Origin of the sequence: Bacillus sp. JJ1609 (genome assembly GCF_036967045.1) — a bacterium.
In the GTDB taxonomy this organism is placed as follows: domain Bacteria; phylum Bacillota; class Bacilli; order Bacillales; family Cytobacillaceae; genus Mesobacillus.
The window spans coordinates 1-20,678 of record NZ_JBALSS010000007.1 but is presented as its reverse complement, the minus strand read 5'-3'; the positions used below and the strand labels follow the sequence as shown (position 1 = coordinate 20,678).

Annotated in this window: 18 protein-coding genes; 12 read left to right on the top strand and 6 right to left on the bottom strand. The window is 39.9% G+C overall.

Annotated features, from left to right (window positions below):
- Positions 1–52: 52 nt before the first annotated feature.
- A complete protein-coding gene (locus V7654_RS07800; protein ID WP_335429719.1) occupies positions 53–568 on the bottom strand; it encodes an acyl-CoA thioesterase in 516 nt (171 codons plus the stop codon).
- A 332-nt stretch (positions 569–900) separates the two neighbouring features.
- Between V7654_RS07800 and V7654_RS07795 the strand changes: the two genes are divergently transcribed.
- A complete protein-coding gene (locus V7654_RS07795) occupies positions 901–1,989 on the top strand; it encodes an alpha/beta fold hydrolase (RefSeq protein WP_335429718.1) in 1,089 nt (362 codons plus the stop codon).
- A gap of 145 nt (positions 1,990–2,134) precedes the next feature.
- Complete coding sequence (locus V7654_RS07790) at positions 2,135–2,524, top strand: thiol-disulfide oxidoreductase DCC family protein (RefSeq protein WP_335429717.1); 390 nt, start codon at positions 2,135–2,137, stop codon at positions 2,522–2,524.
- A gap of 90 nt (positions 2,525–2,614) precedes the next feature.
- Here the strand turns inward: V7654_RS07790 and V7654_RS07785 are convergent, their stop codons facing one another.
- A complete protein-coding gene (locus tag V7654_RS07785) occupies positions 2,615–3,940 on the bottom strand; it encodes a DUF3238 domain-containing protein (RefSeq protein WP_335429716.1) in 1,326 nt (441 codons plus the stop codon).
- 352 nt (positions 3,941–4,292) lie between these two features.
- Here V7654_RS07785 and V7654_RS07780 point away from each other — a divergent pair, with 352 nt between their 5' ends.
- Positions 4,293–4,691 (top strand): hypothetical protein, encoded by a 399-nt coding sequence (locus V7654_RS07780; RefSeq protein ID WP_335429715.1) that lies wholly within the window; start codon positions 4,293–4,295, stop codon positions 4,689–4,691.
- 97 nt (positions 4,692–4,788) lie between these two features.
- Here V7654_RS07780 and V7654_RS07775 read toward each other — a convergent pair whose 3' ends face one another.
- Entirely contained in the window at positions 4,789–5,757 is a 969-nt protein-coding gene (locus V7654_RS07775; protein ID WP_335429714.1) for an NAD(P)-dependent alcohol dehydrogenase, read from the bottom strand.
- Positions 5,758–6,066: 309 nt separating this feature from the next.
- Here V7654_RS07775 and V7654_RS07770 point away from each other — a divergent pair, with 309 nt between their 5' ends.
- From V7654_RS07770 to V7654_RS07755, 4 genes are all read left to right on the top strand, one after another.
- Positions 6,067–6,996 (top strand): DMT family transporter, encoded by a 930-nt coding sequence (locus V7654_RS07770; protein WP_335429970.1) that lies wholly within the window; start codon positions 6,067–6,069, stop codon positions 6,994–6,996.
- 180 nt (positions 6,997–7,176) lie between these two features.
- The gene (locus V7654_RS07765) at positions 7,177–7,824 is read left to right on the top strand and encodes a pentapeptide repeat-containing protein (RefSeq protein ID WP_335429713.1); all 648 of its coding nucleotides are present in this window, start codon (positions 7,177–7,179) and stop codon (positions 7,822–7,824) included.
- A gap of 171 nt (positions 7,825–7,995) precedes the next feature.
- The gene (locus V7654_RS07760; RefSeq protein ID WP_335429712.1) at positions 7,996–8,484 is read left to right on the top strand and encodes a GNAT family N-acetyltransferase; all 489 of its coding nucleotides are present in this window, start codon (positions 7,996–7,998) and stop codon (positions 8,482–8,484) included.
- A gap of 89 nt (positions 8,485–8,573) precedes the next feature.
- Positions 8,574–8,969 (top strand): DUF3224 domain-containing protein, encoded by a 396-nt coding sequence (locus tag V7654_RS07755; protein WP_335429711.1) that lies wholly within the window; start codon positions 8,574–8,576, stop codon positions 8,967–8,969.
- Between the two features lie 128 nt (positions 8,970–9,097).
- On the opposite strand, the gene V7654_RS07750 is transcribed toward V7654_RS07755, so the two are convergent.
- Together V7654_RS07750 and V7654_RS07745 are read right to left on the bottom strand one after the other, a co-directional pair.
- Positions 9,098–9,511 (bottom strand): CPBP family intramembrane glutamic endopeptidase, encoded by a 414-nt coding sequence (locus V7654_RS07750; RefSeq protein WP_335429969.1) that lies wholly within the window; start codon positions 9,509–9,511, stop codon positions 9,098–9,100.
- 494 nt (positions 9,512–10,005) lie between these two features.
- The gene (locus V7654_RS07745) at positions 10,006–10,815 is read right to left on the bottom strand and encodes an extradiol ring-cleavage dioxygenase (RefSeq protein WP_335429709.1); all 810 of its coding nucleotides are present in this window, start codon (positions 10,813–10,815) and stop codon (positions 10,006–10,008) included.
- A 264-nt stretch (positions 10,816–11,079) separates the two neighbouring features.
- On the opposite strand from V7654_RS07745, the gene V7654_RS07740 reads away from it, so the two are divergent.
- Positions 11,080–15,192 carry a phosphodiester glycosidase family protein gene (locus tag V7654_RS07740; RefSeq protein WP_335429707.1) on the top strand — a complete coding sequence of 1,371 codons (4,113 nt, stop codon included), beginning with the start codon at positions 11,080–11,082 and terminating at the stop codon, positions 15,190–15,192.
- Between the two features lie 348 nt (positions 15,193–15,540).
- Here V7654_RS07740 and V7654_RS07735 read toward each other — a convergent pair whose 3' ends face one another.
- Complete coding sequence (locus tag V7654_RS07735; protein WP_335429706.1) at positions 15,541–16,596, bottom strand: NAD(P)/FAD-dependent oxidoreductase; 1,056 nt, start codon at positions 16,594–16,596, stop codon at positions 15,541–15,543.
- A 146-nt stretch (positions 16,597–16,742) separates the two neighbouring features.
- Between V7654_RS07735 and V7654_RS07730 the strand changes: the two genes are divergently transcribed.
- The 4 genes from V7654_RS07730 to V7654_RS07715 are packed head-to-tail and all read left to right on the top strand — an operon-like array spanning position 16,743 to position 20,530.
- Positions 16,743–17,588: an ABC transporter ATP-binding protein gene (locus tag V7654_RS07730; protein ID WP_335429704.1), complete on the top strand. Its 846-nt coding sequence runs from the start codon at positions 16,743–16,745 to the stop codon at positions 17,586–17,588.
- Positions 17,539–18,459, top strand: a complete 921-nt coding sequence (locus V7654_RS07725; protein WP_335429703.1) for an iron-hydroxamate ABC transporter substrate-binding protein — start codon at positions 17,539–17,541, stop codon at positions 18,457–18,459. The genes V7654_RS07730 and V7654_RS07725 overlap by 50 nt, the downstream gene beginning before the upstream one ends.
- A 59-nt stretch (positions 18,460–18,518) precedes the next feature.
- Positions 18,519–19,526 (top strand): FecCD family ABC transporter permease, encoded by a 1,008-nt coding sequence (locus tag V7654_RS07720; RefSeq protein WP_438825269.1) that lies wholly within the window; start codon positions 18,519–18,521, stop codon positions 19,524–19,526.
- Entirely contained in the window at positions 19,523–20,530 is a 1,008-nt protein-coding gene (locus V7654_RS07715; RefSeq protein ID WP_335429700.1) for a FecCD family ABC transporter permease, read from the top strand. Before V7654_RS07720 ends, V7654_RS07715 begins: the two co-directional genes overlap by 4 nt.
- Positions 20,531–20,678: the final 148 nt, after the last annotated feature.

Here is a 20,678-nt window from a genome sequence, read left to right as displayed (position 1 = left end):
ACCCTTTTCGGGTGGGTTCCTTCAGCAAGTCAGTTGAATGGGATCCTTTCTACTACCATGGAAGCTCTATATCCATTTTCTTAGCAAGTTCCCTGCTTTTTTTCCTTCTCTTCTTCCTGTTTTCGGCTCTCTCTGCCGCACTTTCATGAAGCATGATTTCCTCTTGTGTACTAGGGACGACTTTTGGGATAGATACAGGCTTGCCTTCTTTAGATAAGGCAACAAATGTCAGGAATGAAGTAGCTGCAAGTTTTCTTTCACCTGTCATTAGGTCTTCAGATATGACTTTTACAAATACTTCCATTGATGAAGTTCCCACCCATGTTACAAATGATTCGAGGCAAACAGAATGATCCTTTTGTATGGGGATCAGGAAGTCGACTGAATCAGTCGATGCCGTGACAATATCGCACCTTGCATGACGGGATGCAGATATTGAAGCAACATCATCAATCATACTCATCAATTTTCCTCCGTAAAGCGTTCCATGGTTGTTTGTATCGAGGGGAAACACTCTGCTGGTTTTTATTACTTTTGAAGCAGAACACATCTTTGTTTCTTCATCCATTCCTTTTCCTCTTTTCTATCTTTTTTTTCTATTATATATTTTTCCGTCTGACGTAGCCATTCAATGCCTACATAGAATTCATTGTCTATTTCCTGATTTGATGTAAATGAGGCTGAAGCACCAGGGCAGCTGTGGGAAGTTGCGTTAACAGAAAATTGTATCGAAGAATTGAAAAATTTATAAGGAATGTTGATATTTCCGATCTGAGAGAACCGTATAGGCATCATCTTTTTCTTGCCAGGTCTGATTAGAAAATAATGGTATATAAAGAAATGGTTTTATATTAAAATGAGATCAACAGTAATTTAGATATATAAAATGGGGGAATAAAGTTGGGGAAGGTTGTTGGGGTATTTTTTATTGTTATCTTCCTGGTTATTTTAACATTAATAATACTGCGATATTTCTTGAAAAATAAAATTCTGCGTAAAAGTCAAAAGTGGATCAAGGAAGAGGGTATGGCGGAGTTAGTTGAATTACAAGTGAACGGAACAAAACAATTTATTTTACTTGAAGGCAAAAGTCCAGATAAACCAATTATTTTATTTTTACATGGCGGTCCTGGTCAGCCAATCCCATTCGGGGTAAGTTCAAGAGGCGTCTATCCGGAAATTGCCGAGAACTTTATAGCGGTTTATTATGATCAAAGAGGTTCTGGCAAGAGCTATCATAAGGATATTCCAATTGAAACAATGAATGTACATCAATTTGTGGACGATACAAAACAAATTATCGATTATCTGACTGAACGGTTCGGTCAAGACAAGATTTATTTATCTGGAATGTCCTGGGGATCGATCATCGGAATGAAGTGTGTTGAAGAATATCCCGAAAAAATTAAGGGCTATTTTGGTATATCCCAATTTGTTAATAATGCTGAAAATCAAAGATTATCTACAAAGTGGCTACGGGATATAGCTGTCAGAAAGAATAGCAAGAAGCTGAAGGAAGATCTGGCATCATTTGGCGAGCCGCCATACAGGATAGAAAAAGAAGAGAAATACAGCAAGTATATCAGCAAATATGGCGGAGATAATTACAGCGATGAAAAGATTAAAAAGGCAAACATTCTGAACTTTTTAAAACCTATATTCTCAAGTCCTGACTATACGTTGAAAGATATTTATAGCGTCCTTGTGGGAGGTGCGAAATTCAGTTTGTTTACAGCGAAAGAATTGCAAAAAGAGATTCAACAAGAAGTGGATTTACAAACAATTAGGAGAGTACATGCACCAATATATATGTTCCAGGGGAAACATGATAAGCTCACGAACTATGATCTGGCACTCGACTTTTTTAACAAATTAGAGGTACAGGGAGGTAAAGAGTTTATTACACTTGAAAACTCTGCCCATTATCCTAATGAAGAAGATTTTAAAATCATTATTGATAAATTGATGAAGGTTTCTAAAAGAAGATAACCGTTGTATAGGAAGCGGTACGTACTGCCGCGGATTTTTTGTATATTCTAATGAAACAATAAATCTTTTTTGTTTTATTATCATTATATAGGATAAAAGATATAGTAAAGGATTTAACCAAGTCTGATACTAGGAGGGATGTTCGATGCATCCTGTTATTCTGTTTGACGGAGTATGCAACTTCTGTGATGCGAGTGTCCAGTTTATTTTAAACCGCGATCCAAAAGGGATTTTTCAGTTTGCTTCTCTGCAGAGTGAAGCTGGGCAGAATCTGGTGAAGAAGCACAATGTTCCTGCCGATGTCGACAGCATGATTTTAATTGAAGATGACAAGGTATATTATAAATCGACGGCGGCGCTAAGAATCAGCCGCCATTTGCAAGGGGCATGGAAATGGCTGTACGGCTTTATCATCGTTCCAAGTCCGATGAGGAACATCGTTTACAATCTGATTGCCAAGAATCGATACAAATGGTTTGGGCAAAAGGAAAGCTGCATGCTGCCACCGCCAAATATTAGAAAACGGTTCTTATAGGAGTCGTTTCTCTTTTCGGTGAACACTGGCCGTATTGATGAATAAGAAAAAGAACGGAAAGCTACTGGATGCTTTTCCGTTCTTTTTTGATTATGAGGTAAAAGTGGAGTAACGCCAATATTGGTTTGCAAGTGTACTAGCCATCATCTCCAGTCCTTTGCTCTCAGCTTGATGGATGGTCTGCCAGTCTTCCGTACCTGCTTCTTTTAAATAGATTTCATGATGCGGTGCCTGGTCGTGGATGCCAACAAGATCGAATTGCCCATCCTTGTAAAACGTACCGCATACTATATAATCGATTGCCGGTGACATAACTAAAGGGTTACTGATGGAATGATGCAATTGAAAAATAATTTTATCATTATCAGAAAACACCTTTTTGAGTTTGATCCCTTCATCTGAAGCATCCGCTTCTTCTATGAATTCTTCGTTTTTGTTAAACGCCTCTGTCTTGCCGACCTCCTTGCTTAACAAAGCAGAAGGGTTCTCTGAATCGATAAAGACGTCGGCCCTGGTGCGAAATTTGGAGGACTCAGGGTCAAAGCTGCGGTTGTCGCCTTTGAAATAGTGATCAGCAGAAGCAGGATTCGGATTTTGCAGCCACTCTTCATTTAAAAAAGTGGTATAGCGCAGCTGCCACAGCCGTTCCTTATTATCTTCTGATGTTGCACTGACTGGTTTTAAAAGCTGGTTGAGCGGACCAATCTTCTTTGTAATCGAAAATTCTTCTTTTGCTGCCATTTCAGTGGAAGAATCATTCTTTATGGCACCTACGGCATGAGCGACTACCGATTTGATTTCCCACTTGATTTGATCTGAACGCTGCAAGGGTCTTTTTGCTTTTATCGTATAAATGATTTCCTCATCAGATTTCAAATCATCATCTGAATAAGAGCAGCAGTCGATTGTTTTCATTTGCACGCCATTTTTAAATATAGTGTACTCAGATACACCCTCAATCGGTTCCCACTCAAGACTGACCTGATTATTAGCAACAACAGAAGTCATGATGAGATCCTGAAGGACATTTTCTCTTTCTTTATAATCGACCGCCGTTCTTGTCTGGATTTTCAGTATTTCCTCTACATGATCATTCTCGTCCATTTTTTCAATTGAGTAAGTATAAAGCGTTCCTGGAATAAGGTTTCGGTCCATCAATTTTGTGGCAGGTCCATTATAAATGAGTTTATGATCGCGGTACACACGATACCGGCCATCACTCTCTGGACAGGCAACTGTAATACATGTAGGCTTTTGTTCTATAAGATCCATAATCCGTGAATGAGAGATGGACGCCGTTTTCCTCCGTCGATTAACAGAAGCAGCATAGAGTGTCCCGGCGATTCCAAAAGCGGCAAGAGGCAAAATCCTTTTCGACATTTTTGATGTATTTAAATTCGGGTTATCGGACTTCATAAATTAATCACCTCTTTATTGAAAATTTGATCCTGCTTTTTGTTTACCCATTATAAGGGTATAGAACGCATTTAAATGTGCTGTGTAGGAGAAAGGCCATGAAAGAAAAGGGGATAGTGTTTAATTTTAAGGCTAGCAAGCTGGTTTTACTTTTGCTAAAGTTATAGGGTCTTACCATTAGAAAATGAATGTGGAAACCCAAAGCTTAAGACATTTAATTAACGTTTTAAATTTTTGTACATAAAGGTGAAGGTTATATGGAACTAAATATTCGTGCAGAACAATGATAGAGGCAAAAAATGTTTTAGCTAGACCAATTGAATTTTATGTTTAATATGTATATGAACGCGTTTTGGATGCGCTTAAGTCAGAAAAACAGCCTGGTCTAGCTCAACAATTGATAGATAAGAGTCTCGAGTTGATTGAACACAATGCTTTTGAAGACATAGAAAAGATAGAAAACAACTTCAATCATATTTTTATTAAAGAAGATGTGGTACAAGACTTCGCCAATGATATAGAAATTTATTTTTACAAAGCGTATCGACTTGGAGGGAAAGTGTTATGTGGAAGGAGACTGAAATCAGGAGGGGATAGCAGATTTACAGCATACTTTCTTATTAAACATCCCATCTATTCTTTTCTGTTAGATTATCAAGAACAGTATAAAGTTTTCTACGAACAACTTCAGGTCGTAGATCATTTCAAGCTAAGCGTATTGTATTATTATCAGAATCAGACAGGTTTATAATTTTAGGTAAATTGGCAAGGATTTTGAAATGTAATAAGCGGAGAACGCACATTAAATAGATCATAGTGTGCGTTCTCCGCTTCTTCTTTTTCAAATCTTATATTGTAATAACAACTTTTCCTCGAGCGTGACCTTCACTAAAATACTTGAAAGCTTCTCTAATTTCACCTAAGGTATAGCTTCGGTCAATAACTGGTTTTACCTTTCTGGTTTCTATTAATTCTTTTATATCTTTTAAATCTTTTTGGTTCGGTCGTTGTAAGAAAGTGTTTATTTTCTTATTTCCTGTCATTGAAATCCAAGGTCCCTTAATCAGGGCTTGATACATTTGAGTCTCGGATCCTCCCACGTGTACAAATGTTCCATTTGGACTTAATGAACGCTTATATGCGGAAATTGGCTGATTTCCATTCACGCCAAGTATCAAATCATAACGCTTCTCGTTTTGGGTGAAATCTTCCTTTTTATAGTCGATGAGATGGTCTGCTCCTAATGATTGCAAGATGTCTAAATTTCTCGTGCTGCACACACCAGTTACCTCAGCCCCGAGTGCTTTGGCAATTTGAACAGCGAAAGTGCCTACGCCTCCAGAGGCTCCATGAATCAATACCTTTTGCCCAGGCATAATCTTGCCTTTACCTCTCAAGGCTTGCAATGCCGTCACTCCTGCCATAGGGACAGAAGCCGCTTCTTCAAAGGAAATATTGGCGGGCTTTAATGCTAAAGCACTTTCAGGAACCGATACATATTCTGCAAAGCCACCCCAGCCACAACTAGCAAGATCTCCAAATACATCATCACCTGGTTGAAACTGCTTAACCTCTTTACCAACTGCTTCAACCCTGCCTGCTATGTCACCGCCAGGTATCGAGTATTTTGGTTTAAGAATACCGAAAGCAAAGCGTGCTAAAAATGGTTCACCCTTCATTAGTACGAGGTTTCCATAGTTCACCGAAGATGCGTGGATTTTCACCAGAACTTGATGATCATTAGGAACAGGTTTTTCCACCTCAGTTAATTCAAGAACTTCAGGAGAACCATATTTATTACATACGATAGCCTTCACAAGCATTCCTCCCCATATCTTGTAGCATATATCTGACTAACTCACTAAATAATTAATCATATCGCGAAACAAACGATATAAGACCAACAATAGAAAAAAGAACTTCACAGCAGATGCGTGTTTATTAATAAATCCTATTTAACGCGACTTTCAATTTCTTATAGGATTATATGGTAATATAATATTTAATATTTAATATGATTAATAGATTAGGTGGACTAGTTAAAGACTAGTTAAAGACTTTAGCACACCAACGCACTGGGGGTCTGACCCCCAGTGGTTTAATGCGGTGAAGGGGAGTTGTACATGATGCTGCGTCTTAAAGGGATTTTGATGATTGTGATGGGGGCGATGTTATGGGGTACTACTGGTTCTCTGACGGAATGGGTGTTGAGCAATACGGATTTGACGGTGCCTTTTCTGCTGACGGTTCGTTTGGTTGTTGCTGGATCTGGAATTTTGGTATTTCTGGCTATTAAAAAAGAAGATGTTTTTGGAGTGGTGAAGACACCTTACTGGCGCAATCAGCTGATTCTTTTCAGTATTTTTGGGATGGTTGGTTTGCAATTTACCTTTTCTTATGCGATCGAGACAAGCAATGCAGTCGTTGCGACTTTATTGCAGTTTTCTGCTCCGATTTTCGTCGTGCTTTATGTTTCTTTGTCTCATAAAAAATTCCCGCCTCGATATCAAATCCTTGGTATAGTGGGAACGTTGGCCGGCCTTTTCTTACTTCTTACAAATGGCTCGCTTGGAAATCTGCTGGTCAGTAATGAAGCGCTGATCTGGGGAGTAGCTGTAGGATTAACATTCGCTTTCTATACATTATATCCAGCTCGCTTAATGAAGGAATGGAGCGTATTAGCGATCGTGGGATGGAGTATGCTGATTGGCGGGATTGTTCTTGGTTTAATCAACCGTGTATGGCAGTCTGATCATTGGCCATTCCTGGTTCAGCCACAAGGACTTCTCATCATGAGTATACTGATTATATTTGGCACGATGGCATTTCTGTTGTTCTTAGCCAGCATGAAGTATATAAGTGCTGTTGAGACAAGTATTTTATCAAGCGTGGAACCATTAACCGTCATGGTCATTGCCGTCATCTGGTTTGATACAATGCTGCATAGCATCCAACTGCTTGGCGTGGTCCTCATGCTAGTATTCGTTACCTGGCTGTCGATTGGCGGAAATAAAGCAGCAGTGGAGAGTAAAAGTGTTAAGCAGAAGAGTGCTTAAATCTTAGAATACGATATACCCATAAATGAAAGGAGCCGCTCACGGTTCTTTTTTTCATTTCGAAACTTAGTTTTTTTGACACAACCTCATTAAAAAATAAAGACTTAAAAGCAAATTAATTTATGTGTAAAGTTACAGGTACATAATAATATTTTTCTAGAAAACGATAAGAGGTGTAACATGTTGAAAAAAATGAAAGTTGATCAGCCGAAAATTCCAGCATATTTAGAGAAAGCAAATTTTCAAGATATATACTATGAGGAAGATCCTGAGTTAGTGAACTGTGAAGTGGATGGCGCGGTCGTTGATAATGAGGTAATGGATAAAGTGTTTTTCTCCAAGGTCCATTTTAAAAATACAACATTTATTAATTCTACATTTAATAAAGTTGATGTAACGGATGTCATTTTTGAAGAATGTAATCTGTCAAATGCCAGTTTTTCTGGGGGCATAGTTCATAGAGTCGTTTTTAAGGATTGCAAGTTATTGGGGATGAATCTTTCAGAAGCTAATCTTGGTAACGTTTCTTTTGAGAATTGTGATGTGAATTTAAGCGACTTTTCTGATGCGAAATTAAAGCAGGTAAGATTCGACCAATCGTCTCTGGCAAGTGCTAACTTCTATGAGTGTAAACTTAACAAGGTGGAATTTAACCTTTGCGATCTTAACCATATTGATTTTACAGAAACTGAGCTAAAGGGAATTGATATCAGCACTTGTACATATGAGCAGCTTAATGTTTCATTGGAAAGCTTGAAGGGATGCGAGGTCTCTGCAAATCAGGCAATAGGTTTTTCGAAATTGCTGGGATTAATCGTTAAAGAGTAAGGTTCTTAAAATAACCTTGCCTCAAGTAAAATTGTAGAGAAGTTAGGAATGATCATTAGCATAGAAAATAAAGACGTTGTGGATTATATAGTTTTCAATAGACATATATTATAAAAGGAATGCAGTTTATGAGACTCCAATTTTAGCACAAGTCAAAATGGGGGATGTTTCTTGTTTTCATTTCGCGATATTGACCTTTTAACTGACTCTGAAACCATTATAAAATTCAGAAGAGATGCGTTTGTTATCAGTTTTGGTGACGACAGCTTATTCGGTGATAATGACATTTATCTAATGAGGGTTAATGAACTTCTTCAAAAGTTTCCAGGTGGGCTGGTTATTGTCGAAGATGATGGTAAACCAGTTGGTCAGATCGAGCTGCAAATCACGCGTTATGAAAAGAAAGAGATCGGTTATGTTAACCTATTTTATTTAATTCCGGAATATCGAGGAAAAGGACATGGGACGGCCTTGATGGCATACGCGGAGAATTTCTTCCGCAAAAATAAGATGAAAAAATATCAGCTAAGAGTATCTAAGACAAATAAAGGGGCGATCTCCTTTTACGAAAAAAACGGGTTTGAATTGGTTAGGATGGAAGAGGAAGAAACTGTTTTCTTGTATAGAATGCAAAAGAACTTATTAAATCCATTAGTATAAGTTTAATACTCCATAAAGTTGTAATGAGATGGTACTTTTTAGGTGTATACTGAAGTAGATTATCACCTAATAAAAGGAGGATTACACGTATGGAGGTTACATTTACAGTAAGCAAATGGGATGAAAAGCCAGTCGATGACACTAGAAAAGATTTTCCTATTAATAGTGCCCATGTCGAATATGATCTTGACGGTGAATTAAAGGGAAAAGCTTTTGTTGAGTATTTATTCTATTATTTAGATTCAAATGTAGATGATGGTCACTTGGCTACTGCTAAAATTTCTGGGTTTCTTCATTTTGAAGGGACTTATAAGGGGAAAAGAGGGACATTTACAGCTGTAGAACAAGGATTATTTGATAAAGGAAATTTAGATTCTCCGGGAACAATTATCAAAGCTACCGGTGACTTAGAAAACCTGAAAGGGTCCTATAATTATAAGTTTTCAAATCAAAGCAGTAAAATGATTCTAGACTTTGAATTTTAGGTAAATACCCTAAAGTAAAAAATGTCTCTGTATACAAATAACATAACAAATAGCATACAAAAAAGCTCAGAGTCGTATCGCTCCGAGCTTTTCTTCTGTTAAGAGCCTTATTAAATGATGGTGTAAGTTCAAATGATCCAGCCATTAAAAACCATACCCAAGTTGATAACAAAGTGAAAAACTATGGATGGGTATATACTATTCGTCTTTAAAACTACGATTGCGTAGAAAAGCCCTCCGAAAGAAAAAAGTAAACATACTATTACAGGAATTCCAATTGATAAATGCAATAGCCCAAATCCGATACTGGTTATTACGACAGCATAAAATGTGGAAATGTTTTCTTTTAAGTTTGATAACAGAATACCTCTCCAAAGTACCTCTTCAAGTGTAGCATTCATGATGGCGAACAATAGGCCGAAAAGTAATATTGATTTTATATAGCTCGTTTCTAGATGTAAAAATATAGGTATTAGTATTATGCTCGAACCCAATAGACCAATAAGTAAAAAATAGGGTAACTTGATTGTATGAAATGGCATTTTGATACTTCTGTGCCAATCTGGTAAAAGTGCAAAGATGAAAATTTTCTGTTTAAATAACATTAGTGAAATTACTGCTCCAATAATGATAAATAGCAGGAAACTTCTGTTCATTAGGATTTTCATTTCTGCGGATATATTCCATTCATAGATGTAATTGCTTCCTATTTGAAACATCAATGTGCCTAATAAGAAAAACAGAAACAAGGAAACTGATGAACGGTATTTATTTGTAGAGATGCAGATAAATAGCAAGAAGATTACTGGTATTAATCCCCATATAAACAACCTATGTGAAAATAGAATAATACCTGCGAAAAATAAAATTGCCAAAAATAAGAGAAATATATTTGAACGTAAATGATTTATACCAATCTCCCCTTAAATAACATTACCATTTAAAATGCATTAGCCCTTTCTGAATCAACGTAACTTTTATTTTTAACATAACTTTGAAAAGTGGTAAATGGTGCCGCGAATGGATGATACTGTCCTCATTTAAAATAACCCGCGCAAATCAACCCAAAATAGGTTGGTACTTCATAAGACAAAAATTCAACATTTCTTTCTTCAATAGGAATGGCACCTGCAAGGATTAGGGTTTGCCAGATTCCATCCGGTTTCGCATCATCGATAAAGGCCGCTTCAAATTCAGCCATTTTCTCTAATTGGTTCGTTTTAATAAGTTCAACGGCTTTCTCATCAAATTGTTTGGCGGCAGGATGGTACCCATATGGACCATGTTCATCATGAGCGTGTGCCCAATCACAGCTCGCTATTAAACCTACTCGCTCAGTAGATTTTTCAACCGCCTTTTGAAGGATTGCCCCGAATTCAATGTGCTGCTTGAAAGAAAGATCCCTGGATGGCGTAATGACAACAATCGGAACGTCTGGCATAAATCGAAGCGGTACAATTGCACCCCAATCCAATGGCAAGCAAGAAATGGGTCCTTCAGAAGTTCCGAAATTGATTGTGGAAGCTGGTACATTGTTTCTAACTGCTTCCTCGTTAATTGATCGTGCTAAATCACGAGCAACTCGTTTTTTCATTTTGTAGCTCTCGTTGTTCTCCTCCCAAGAACCTTCCATTCTTTCTGAATCTACAATAGAAAATCTCCCATTAATCCTCGTCCCATGCGGTGTAAGGACAATAATATAATCAGGATTAGCGTCCTTCATGCATTTTCCAAGCTTTATCATACTCTCACGCGTTAAAGCCATCCGTTCAGGATCCGAGCCTTGCAATTCAGGAATAAGCTCACCGCCATGAGGAGCAATACAAGCAAATACAAATGGAATCATAACTTTTAACCACCTTTTTTCCTCGTTAATCTATTAATTTGATGGTTAGTTACAGTATTCCTTCTTACATAGTGACTATTCTTATGGATTTCACCTTTTAAAAGATGAGATTCAGTTCCATTTATTTCCCAACTCCAATTAGGTCCTTCCACACTTACCCATTTATAGAAAAATCTTAATAATGGATTAATACTAGATTAATAGTCTTTTAATAAGATGGAAGATGTACTACATAACCTTGAAAACATACATAGGAGGAGAATGATGAAGAAGCATTGGAAGAAGAAATTCGTACCGATTGTCCTATCAGTTACCTTAGCCGCTAGTATGGTTTCACCGAGTCTGACCTCTGCACTTGGGAGTTTCGATTTAAAATCTCCCATCGTCCAACTCCCAATTAACCAGTATCAAGCTGATCTGGCACCTGGTGTGAAGGAAAAGCACTATAGCTTTGAAGGAAAAGAAGGAAAGAAGATTGAGAGTTTTGTAGTGGAAGTGGATATGCATAACCCAAGTGTAACAATTGAAGCTGGGACACCTAATGACGGAACTGCTTTCGGGCTGCAGCCTGTCAGGCAGCAGGCAAGTGCCGCTAATAAAGAAAACCATCAGGTAGTGGCTGCTGTAAATGCGGATTTCTACAATATGGCTACTGGTGAGCCTTTGGGCTACGTCTACAAAGATGGACAAGCAGTAAAAGATAAGTCCTCGTCTGGACAAGAGTTCTTTGCAATCAAAAAATCTGGAGAAGCAGTCATCGGCACTCCTGTGGAATTTGAAGCAATAAAAGATCAAGTCGAAGAAGCTCTCGGCGGAAATGCAATTCTCGTAAAAAACAGCCAAGTCTATCAGACTCCACAAACAGGAGCAGATAAAGAGCCGAGAACTGCAGTTGGAATTAAGGCGGACGGTGATGTGTTTTTCGTCGTGATTGATGGACGGCAAGAGCCATATTCAGCAGGAATCTCTATGCCTGACTTAGCTCGGCTAATGATCGACATGGGTGCAGTTAGTGCATTGAACCTGGACGGTGGAGGATCGTCTACCTTCACGACTCGTCAATTGGGCGGCGATCAGCTCGAAGTGGACAATAGACCTTCCGACCGGAGCGAACGAAGTGTTGCGAATTCATGGCTGATCGTCACAGAGGAGCCATCAGACCATGTGTTTGCTTCTGCGCATATTGAACCCTACGACAAATCGTATACTCCTAGTTCAACCATCACATTCAACGCAAAGGGCAGAGACAAATCAATGGCGCCAGCTCCTATGCCTGAATCAGGCTTAACGTGGGAATTAACCGATCCAACATTTGGTGAAATCTCAGAGAATGGCACATTTGTTTCAAATGGGAAAGCGGGTCAATTTAATGTCCTGCTTAAGCTTGATGGGAATGAGGTTGGCAAAAGCATCATCGAAATCGCACAGCCTGATCAGATGTCTTTTTCAGCGACGGAATTAACGGCAGCCAGGAACAGCGCCATCAATCTAGGTTTGGTAACCAAATTTAAAAAGCGAGAAGTTGCTTGGAAATTAGAAGATATCGAGTTTGATATCCCAGAAGGAATGGGAACGATTGATGAAGCTGGGGTTCTTCATACTGGGGATCAAAATGTTACAGGCATGGTAACTGCTAGACTAAAGGGGACAAACCTTTCAACTCAAATGAAGGTTTCTGTAGGTAAGCTTCCTGAGGTAATGTACGATTTTGAAGGGAACCTTGGTACATGGAAAACCTCTACAGCAAACCGCGGCGAAAAAGGGTCTCTTAGTTTATCGAAATATCCCGCTCCAGTACGGTTTGGAAATCAATCGTTAAAATTAGATTTTGACTTCACGAATTCGCCGATTGGAACGACACTTGGTGTTTACGCAGGTCCAGGAGTAAATACACCAATCAATGATAACCCTACCGGAATTGGAATGTGGGTGTATGGAACCCCTGAAGCTCAGGGCTACTGGTTGAGAATGATGATTATGGATGGAAATAATAAGGCACAAACGATAAATCTAACACAAGAAATTCCGGGGATCGACTGGACTGGCTGGAAGTACATCGAGGCAGAAATCCCAGCAACCTTTAAAGGACCTTTTAAGATTTCCGGCACACAAGCTGTTCGCATGATGTCAACGAAATCTGGAATCACAGGTCCAATGACAAAAGGGTCCATTTATATTGATAATATCAGGGCCGTTTATGGTGAGAAAATGGATGATTTATATCCACCTAAAATCACTTCCATAAACGTGGAGGACAAGAATTTTACCACCAATGCGGTCAACCTTAAGGCAGAAGTTAATGAATATGAAGAAGATCCTTTCAAAACGGGGATTGATTGGGAAAAAATCAATATCTATGTTGATGGGAAAAATTATTTCAATGCAGAAGGCCATTTCTCCTATGACATGGACGGATCTATCTCATTGAGCGGTTTGAAATGGGCAGATGGTACTCACAAGGTCACACTAATGGTTCCAGATCAATTTGGAAACCAAGCGATCAAGACGGTTTATTTTACCGTAAATACAGGATCGGCAAAAATTGACCTAGTCGGTGAGGAGCAGTCATTGCTGGGAGATGTGTACAGCCTTGGCGTCAAGGCAACGAATGCTGCTGAGATTACAGGTTCCACAATGAACTTCCAGATTGATAAAAATTTCCCTGTGGAGGATGTTCAGTTTGCTGAAGAATTCAAGAATAGTACCTACACCTATGATGCAGAAACTGGAATGCTTTCGCTCAATTTGGTAAATAGCACTGCAACCGGAGCATCAGCCGAGGCAGCTGAGATTAAAATCAGAGTTCCAGCATCAACAAAACAAGGCAGCAAGCTAACCTATGAAATTATAGATGCAGAGCTAAGCTATAAATCTGCCAAAGAAGAAAGCTTCGTTTCCACATATTCAATGGTCCCTGCAAGTGTAGAAGTAAAGGGTGCCTTCTATGTCGAAGGAGACGCTATGTTGATCGGCAAGCCATCCGTTTTCACTATTAAAAATAACCTTAATGAAGTAGCAAAAGATGTTGAAGTCTATGCAACAATCGACGGCAGCAAAGATCCAATATTATTAGGAATAACCGATACCGAGGGCAAGATAACAGTAGATTCGATTACGAGTGAAGTGGAAAAAATCGCGATCTATGCAGTTAAGGATGGAAAATATTCATTCAAATGGAACACGCAAACATATCCGGCACTGGCGGCTGCTGATGAGATTAAAAACATCATCGCGACACCAACAGCTGATCCTTATAAGGAAAAGGCGTTTACCTGGATGTCGAGTCCATTAGCGAATGAAGAAACACTTGTTCAATATGCAAGAAAGCAGGATTATGACAGGAAGGGCGAAGGCGCACTGGAAACAGTCGCAGGATCTTCAAGCCGCCAGGTATTCTCTGGTGAGCAGGACATCACAAAGAATGGAATTGTCAGAGTGAATGAAGCCATTTTAAGGAAGTTGCAGCAGGATACAACTTATGTCTACCGTATTAGTGACGGTGAGAATTGGTCAGAGCTGCAGGAATTCACCACATTACAAAGAAAGCAAAGCTTTGAGTTCGCAGTTCTGGGAGACACCCAATCGCCTTCAGACTTAAGCGACTTTAATAAAATCCTGGGACAGTTAAATAATAAAGACTTATCGTTCATGATCCATGTTGGGGACTTGATTGATGAATCCTCGAAGTTCAGGCAGTGGGACGAGACGTTAAAATCATTGAATCAGTACAATAACATTCGTAATACTGATCTGGTCGCTGCATTAGGAAATCATGAATACATGGGAGATGCTGATGGAAGTTTGGCTAAAGCCATCTTCAACTCACCAGAAAACGGCCCGGCTGCAGATAAGGGCGGTACGTATTCAGTAGATTATAACAACATGCACATCAGCGTATTAGGCTATACGAGTGAGGCAGATGTATTAGAAAAGCAACTCGAATGGTTAAAGCAGGATGTGAAGAATTCCGATAAACCATGGAAAATTCTTGTGACACACAAACCACCTTACTTCACTAATCCGTTTGGCGGAAATGAGATCATGAAGGAAAAGCTGCCTCCAGTCGTCGATGAATTAGGGATTGATATTGTCTTCTCTGGCCATGACCATTCATACGGAAGGACGAAAAAACTCAAGGCAGGTCAGGAGGATTCTGATGGAGCGGTATATGTTGTTGCAGGTACAACAGGCAAAAAACATTACGATGCCGTGGCCGATGAAAAATTCGAATACGTCAACATGGATAACATCGCAGTATCCATGCAGGCAAAGGTTGATAAGGATCAAATTACCTTTACAACCATAACATCAGATGGGGAAGTGATTGATGAATTTACGGTTGTGAATGAGGATTATTTTTTGGGAGAGGAAGAATAAATAAAATGGAGTGTCAGGTTTCTCCGCCTGGCACTCTGGCTGTAGACAAACTTGAAAACAAGGTTGTCTACAGCCTTGTTTTTTTTGTTAGGACATTATTTTTATAAGGCTCTAATGACCATTCAGGAAAAAAATCTTCAACCAACAGAGTTTCAATAACTGAACTTTGAACGGTATCATTGTCGACAAACTGAGTGTCAGGCATTTTTGCCTGGCACTTTTTTATTTTTTTGTAATTAAAAAACCGTGTGATAGAATTCTAAGGCATATCCAAAAGGCTTCATGATGATAATCAGTGAGTGCTTTTACAGCAAAGGTGCTGCCATAAGATTTACTCCTGTCAAGAACCTATGAGTTTACTAATTGCAAAATCAGTTCCTTATTTCTCTCTGAAAACACTTTATTATGGGATGAAACCATCGCAGCCGTTTCAGCAGAGGGTTCAATGAATTGTTTTGCTTTATTGACTGCATTGGCGGCATCCTGGAAGGTTCCGGCAATCAAATTTAATTTGCCTTCATGTTTCAGGACATCCCCAGCAGCAAACAAGCCAGGTACGGAAGTTTCACTTGTAGGCGTTCCTTCTATGAAAAACTGATCAATAAGACGTACATCCAGCTCGCTATTTTCCAGTAATGATGCATCCTGGTCAAAACCGTGATTGATCAATACCTCATCAATAGGAAGTGAAATGATTTCACCCGTTTTTTGATTGGTCAGTTCGACAAATTGAATTGAAGTATGGCGTTCATCTGCCAATAAATTCGTAATGGATGTATTGAATATACATTCTACCGAGCTGTTCATCAGCTGTGTTACCTGTGACTCATGGCCAGAAAAGCAATCTCGCCTGTGGACCAGATAAATCTTTTTGGCTACAGGCTCAAGCGAATTAGCCCAGTCAATTGCTGAATTCCCACCTCCAGAAATGACGACTGTTCTGTCCTTAAAATACTTGAGTGAATTCACCATGTAATGGAGGTTGGACACTTCATATTTCTCTGCACCCTCTAACTTAAGCTTCTGAGGTTTCAAAATGCCGCTTCCAATTGATACAATGATAGACTTCGAGTAATGGATTGTACCTGACTCAGATCTCAATAAGAATAATCCATCAACCCGGCCGATGGAGGCAATTTTCTCGTTTAAGACAACCTCTGGATTGAAAGTCATCGCCTGATTTTTTAGCTGTTCAATTAGCTTCGCACCTGTAATCGGTCCCAATCCACCAACATCCCAAATTACTTTTTCCGGATAGACATGGATTTTCCCGCCCAAGTCCGGCTGGGCTTCAATGATCTTTGTCTTCATTTCCCGCAGGCCCGCGTAAAAGGCTGAATAGAGTCCAGCAGGTCCTCCGCCGATTATCGTGAGATCAAAAATTTCTATATTTGTATTTATCATGGAAAGCACTCCTCGATATGTAAAAGGTGATATTTCTGTTAAAAATGTTATTGACTCAAGAAAATAATAGCTTTATAGTGTTCATTGTAAACGATACTGATAATCATTATCAATGATAAAATTAAAAAAGTCTTGGAGGAATGATAATGGTTCGCCTTTACACAGATCAATTGAAAGTGGGATATGGAGAACGGACAATCGTAGATGAGTTGACGATAGAAATTCCCGAAAAACAAATCACCATTATTATCGGCCCAAATGGCTGCGGGAAATCGACTTTAATTAAATCGATGTCACGAATCATCCCTCACCAGTCAGGCTCCATTTTCCTTGACGGAGTCAGCATCACAAAAGAAGACACGAAGAGCCTTGCCAAAAAGATGGCGATTCTGCCGCAGACTCCGGAAAGCGCTGCCGGTCTCACGGTAGGGGAGCTAGTCTCATATGGCCGCTTTCCTTATCAAAAAGGCTTTGGAAGGCTGACGAAGAAGGATCTCGAGGTAATCGACTGGGCTCTCGATGTGACTGGAACGGCGAGTTATAAATACGATCCTGTCGATGCATTATCCGGCGGCCAAAGGCAGAGAGTCTGGATCGCACTTGCGCTTGCACAGGAAACAGAAATGATTTTCCTTGATGAACCAACCACTTATCTGGATATGGCCCATCAGCTGGAAATCCTTGAACTTTTGCAAAAGCTGAACCATGAGCAAGACCGGACAATCGTAATGGTGCTGCATGATTTGAACCATGCTGCCCGTTTTGCAGATCACCTTGTGGCTTTGAAAGCCGGGAAGATTGTAAAGACCGGAACAAGCGAAGAAGTGATCAACAAGGAAGTTCTCAGGGAAGTTTTTGAGATCGATGCCGAGATTGGCATGGATCCCCGTACAAGGAAACCTATTTGTATAACTTATAACTTAATTAAAGGAGAAGAAGAAAATGAAGAAATTAGTCATGCCATTCCTGCTTATGCTGGTGCTCATTCTTAGCGCCTGCGGCGGAGGAGAAACAACAGAGAAATCAAGTGAAAATAAAGAAGACGATAAGCCAGAAACGATTTCCTATCAATCTGAAAACGGACCTGTAGAGGTACCTGCAAACCCAGAAAGAGTGATTGTTCTTTCCAGCTTTGCCGGTAACGTAATGGCTCTGGATGTAAACATTGTAGGAGTAGACTCCTGGTCAAAAATGAACCCGCGTTTTGAAAAACTGAAAGACGTTGAAGAAGTTACCGACGAAAACCTGGAAAAAATCATTGAATTAAATCCAGACCTGATCATTGGCCTTTCTACAATTAAGAACGTGGATAAACTAAAGGAAATCGCGCCGACTGTCACGTTTACATACGGAAAGCTTGATTACCTGACACAGCATCTTGAAATCGGAAAGCTTTTAAACAAAGAAAAAGAAGCACAAGAATGGATTGATAACTTCAAAGCAGATACTAAAGCTGCAGGAGAAGAGATCAAAGCAAAAATTGGCGAAGAGGCAACTGTTTCCGTCATCGAAAACTTTGATAAAGAACTATATGTATTTGGCGACAACTGGGCAAGGGGCACAGAAATTCTTTACCAGGAAATGAAATTGAACATGCCAGAAAAAGTGAAACAAGCAGCTCTTGAACCGGGTTACTATGCAATTTCTCCAGAAGTACTGTCTGAATATGCAGGTGACTATGTGATCTTCAGTAAGAATGCAGAGGGGGATACATCCTTCCAGCAGACAGAAACATACAAGAATATCCCTGCTGTAAAGAACAATCAAGTCTTTGAAGTGAATGCAAAAGAGTTCTATTTCAATGACCCTCTAACACTTGAATATCAGCTTGAATTCTTTAAAAAATCATTCTTAGAAAAATAAAATAAGCAGGAGGAATTCTTAGGAATTCCTCTTCTTGCTATCGGAAAGATGAGATGCTTATGTTCAATCAAGACAGTTCTCTCTCAGTTTTTATTAAATTTCTTGCCGGTTTCTTGGTACTAGTCTTTAGTTTTATGACAGCAATGATATTTGGGGCTGCTGATACTACAGTAAAGGAAATCTGGCTGGCACTTACCTCAACTGTAAAAACAGATACCATAACAATGATCCGGGAAATTCGCCTGCCTCGAGAAGTCGCAGCGATTTTTGTTGGTGCAGCGCTTTCGATTTCCGGTGCAATTATGCAAGGCTTGACGAGAAATCCGCTTGCCGACCCTGGTTTGCTGGGTTTAACAGCAGGGGCAAACGCTTCTTTAGCTTTAACTATGGCAATCTTTCCAGGAGCGGGATATGTAGGCATTACGTTTGCATGCTTTTTGGGAGCAGCAATTGGAGTGATCCTCGTTTTTGGAATTGGGGCCATGAGGAAAGGGGGCTTTTCACCATTACGGATTGTGTTAGCCGGTGCAGCTGTTTCAGCCTTTTTATTTGCAGCTGCAGAAGGGATCGGGCTGTATTTTAAAATATCTAAGGATGTTTCAATGTGGACGGCTGGCGGTCTGATGGGAACCTCCTGGACTCAGCTGAAATTAATTATACCGTTTATGTTGTTTGGTATGGTTGTATCCTTTTATTTATCAAGACAGCTAACAATCTTAAGTTTGAATGAAGAGGTCGCAGTTGGCCTCGGTCAAAAAACCAACCAGATTAAACTGGTTTTGTTTATTGTCATTGTACTCCTTGCGGGCTCAGCGGTGGCACTGGTCGGAAATATGGCCTTTATCGGATTGATGGTTCCGCACATTGTCAGAATGATTGTCGGAACGGATTATCGATTTGTGCTGCCAATGTCAGCATTATTCGGCGCATCGTTCATGCTATTGGCGGATACGATTGGACGGACAATCAATGCGCCATACGAGACGCCTATTTATGCCATCATTTCAATGCTGGGTTTGCCCTTCTTCCTGTTTGTCGTCCATAAAGGAGGGAGAAGCTTCTCATGATTCATCCTTCTATTATTAAGAAGCAAAGATTGATAATCAGTGTACTCTTTGTGCTAATCATATTAACCATCGTTACAAGCCTTGGCTTAGGCTATTCCTCTGTATCCTATAATAGGATTCTGCCGACGATTTTAGGTCAAGGAACGTTTAAAGAGGAATTTGTATTATTTTCTATCAGATTGCCGCGGATTGTGGTCACCCTTCTTGCCGGAATGGCCCTGGCGATTTCAGGTGCCATTTTACAGGGATTGACGAGGAATGACCTCGCTGATCCGGGAATCATCGGTATTAACTCTGGAGCAGGGGTGGGTATCGCGGTATTCTTTTTATTTTTCCCGATTGATGCAGCATCGTTTGCTTTCATGCTTCCAGCTGTCGCCTTTACCGGTGCGTTAGTCACGGCGATTCTTATTTATCTATTTTCATATAAAAAAGGAATCGGGCTTCAGCCAGTCAGGTTAATCCTGGTTGGAATCGGGTTCTCTATGGCACTATCAGGTGCCATGATTGTCATCATTTCAGCAGCCGATCGCCAAAAAGTGGATTTCATCGCCAGGTGGCTTAATGGTAATATTTGGGGAACGGATTGGCCATTCATCTTGGCACTCCTGCCATGGATTCTGATCTTAATACCATTCACTCTATATAAAGCAAATAGATTAAACCTCCTAGGTTTAAGTGATCCTGTCGCCATCGGAGTAGGGGTTTCCATTGAAAGAGAAAGGATTATCCTGCTTTTGACTGCTGTCGCCCTGGCTGCATCGGCTGCTTCGGTGACAGGCGGAATCGCCTTTATCGGATTGATGGCCCCACATCTGGCAAAAGCATTAATTGGACCGAGAAACCAATTATTTCTGCCGATCGCCATGCTGACTGGCGGGTGGCTGTTGCTGTTTGCTGACACAATCGGCCGCAACCTGCTTGAACCAGAGGGAATACCTGCGGGAATCATGACGGCGTTAATCGGAGCTCCATACTTTGTATATTTATTGCTTCGAAAATAAAGAGAAAAGCTGTTGGGCATCGGCTTATAGGATTCTGCTTAGAGGGACTGGTTTTGAAATCGTTGTTGGTGTATAAAAAAGCAAAACTCGCCGCATGTATGAACTGCACCTCCATTGTTAGGTTAGTGTCTAACAATGGAGGTGCAGT

Excerpts from the sequence above, each read along its gene's own strand:
- V7654_RS07800 (WP_335429719.1), bottom strand. The coding sequence starts at position 568 with ATGGATGAAGAAACAAAGATGTGTTCTGCTTCAAAAGTAATAAAAACC.
- V7654_RS07790 (WP_335429717.1), top strand. The coding sequence starts at position 2,135 with ATGCATCCTGTTATTCTGTTTGACGGAGTATGCAACTTCTGTGATGCG.
- V7654_RS07785 (WP_335429716.1), bottom strand. The coding sequence starts at position 3,940 with ATGAAGTCCGATAACCCGAATTTAAATACATCAAAAATGTCGAAAAGG.
- V7654_RS07770 (WP_335429970.1), top strand. The coding sequence starts at position 6,067 with ATGCTGCGTCTTAAAGGGATTTTGATGATTGTGATGGGGGCGATGTTA.
- V7654_RS07765 (WP_335429713.1), top strand. The coding sequence starts at position 7,177 with ATGTTGAAAAAAATGAAAGTTGATCAGCCGAAAATTCCAGCATATTTA.
- V7654_RS07755 (WP_335429711.1), top strand. The coding sequence starts at position 8,574 with ATGGAGGTTACATTTACAGTAAGCAAATGGGATGAAAAGCCAGTCGAT.
- V7654_RS07750 (WP_335429969.1), bottom strand. The coding sequence starts at position 9,511 with ATGCCATTTCATACAATCAAGTTACCCTATTTTTTACTTATTGGTCTA.
- V7654_RS07745 (WP_335429709.1), bottom strand. The coding sequence starts at position 10,815 with ATGATTCCATTTGTATTTGCTTGTATTGCTCCTCATGGCGGTGAGCTT.
- V7654_RS07740 (WP_335429707.1), top strand. The coding sequence starts at position 11,080 with ATGAAGAAGCATTGGAAGAAGAAATTCGTACCGATTGTCCTATCAGTT.
- V7654_RS07735 (WP_335429706.1), bottom strand. The coding sequence starts at position 16,596 with ATGATAAATACAAATATAGAAATTTTTGATCTCACGATAATCGGCGGA.
- V7654_RS07730 (WP_335429704.1), top strand. The coding sequence starts at position 16,743 with ATGGTTCGCCTTTACACAGATCAATTGAAAGTGGGATATGGAGAACGG.
- V7654_RS07725 (WP_335429703.1), top strand. The coding sequence starts at position 17,539 with ATGAAGAAATTAGTCATGCCATTCCTGCTTATGCTGGTGCTCATTCTT.
- V7654_RS07720 (WP_438825269.1), top strand. The coding sequence starts at position 18,519 with ATGTTCAATCAAGACAGTTCTCTCTCAGTTTTTATTAAATTTCTTGCC.
- V7654_RS07715 (WP_335429700.1), top strand. The coding sequence starts at position 19,523 with ATGATTCATCCTTCTATTATTAAGAAGCAAAGATTGATAATCAGTGTA.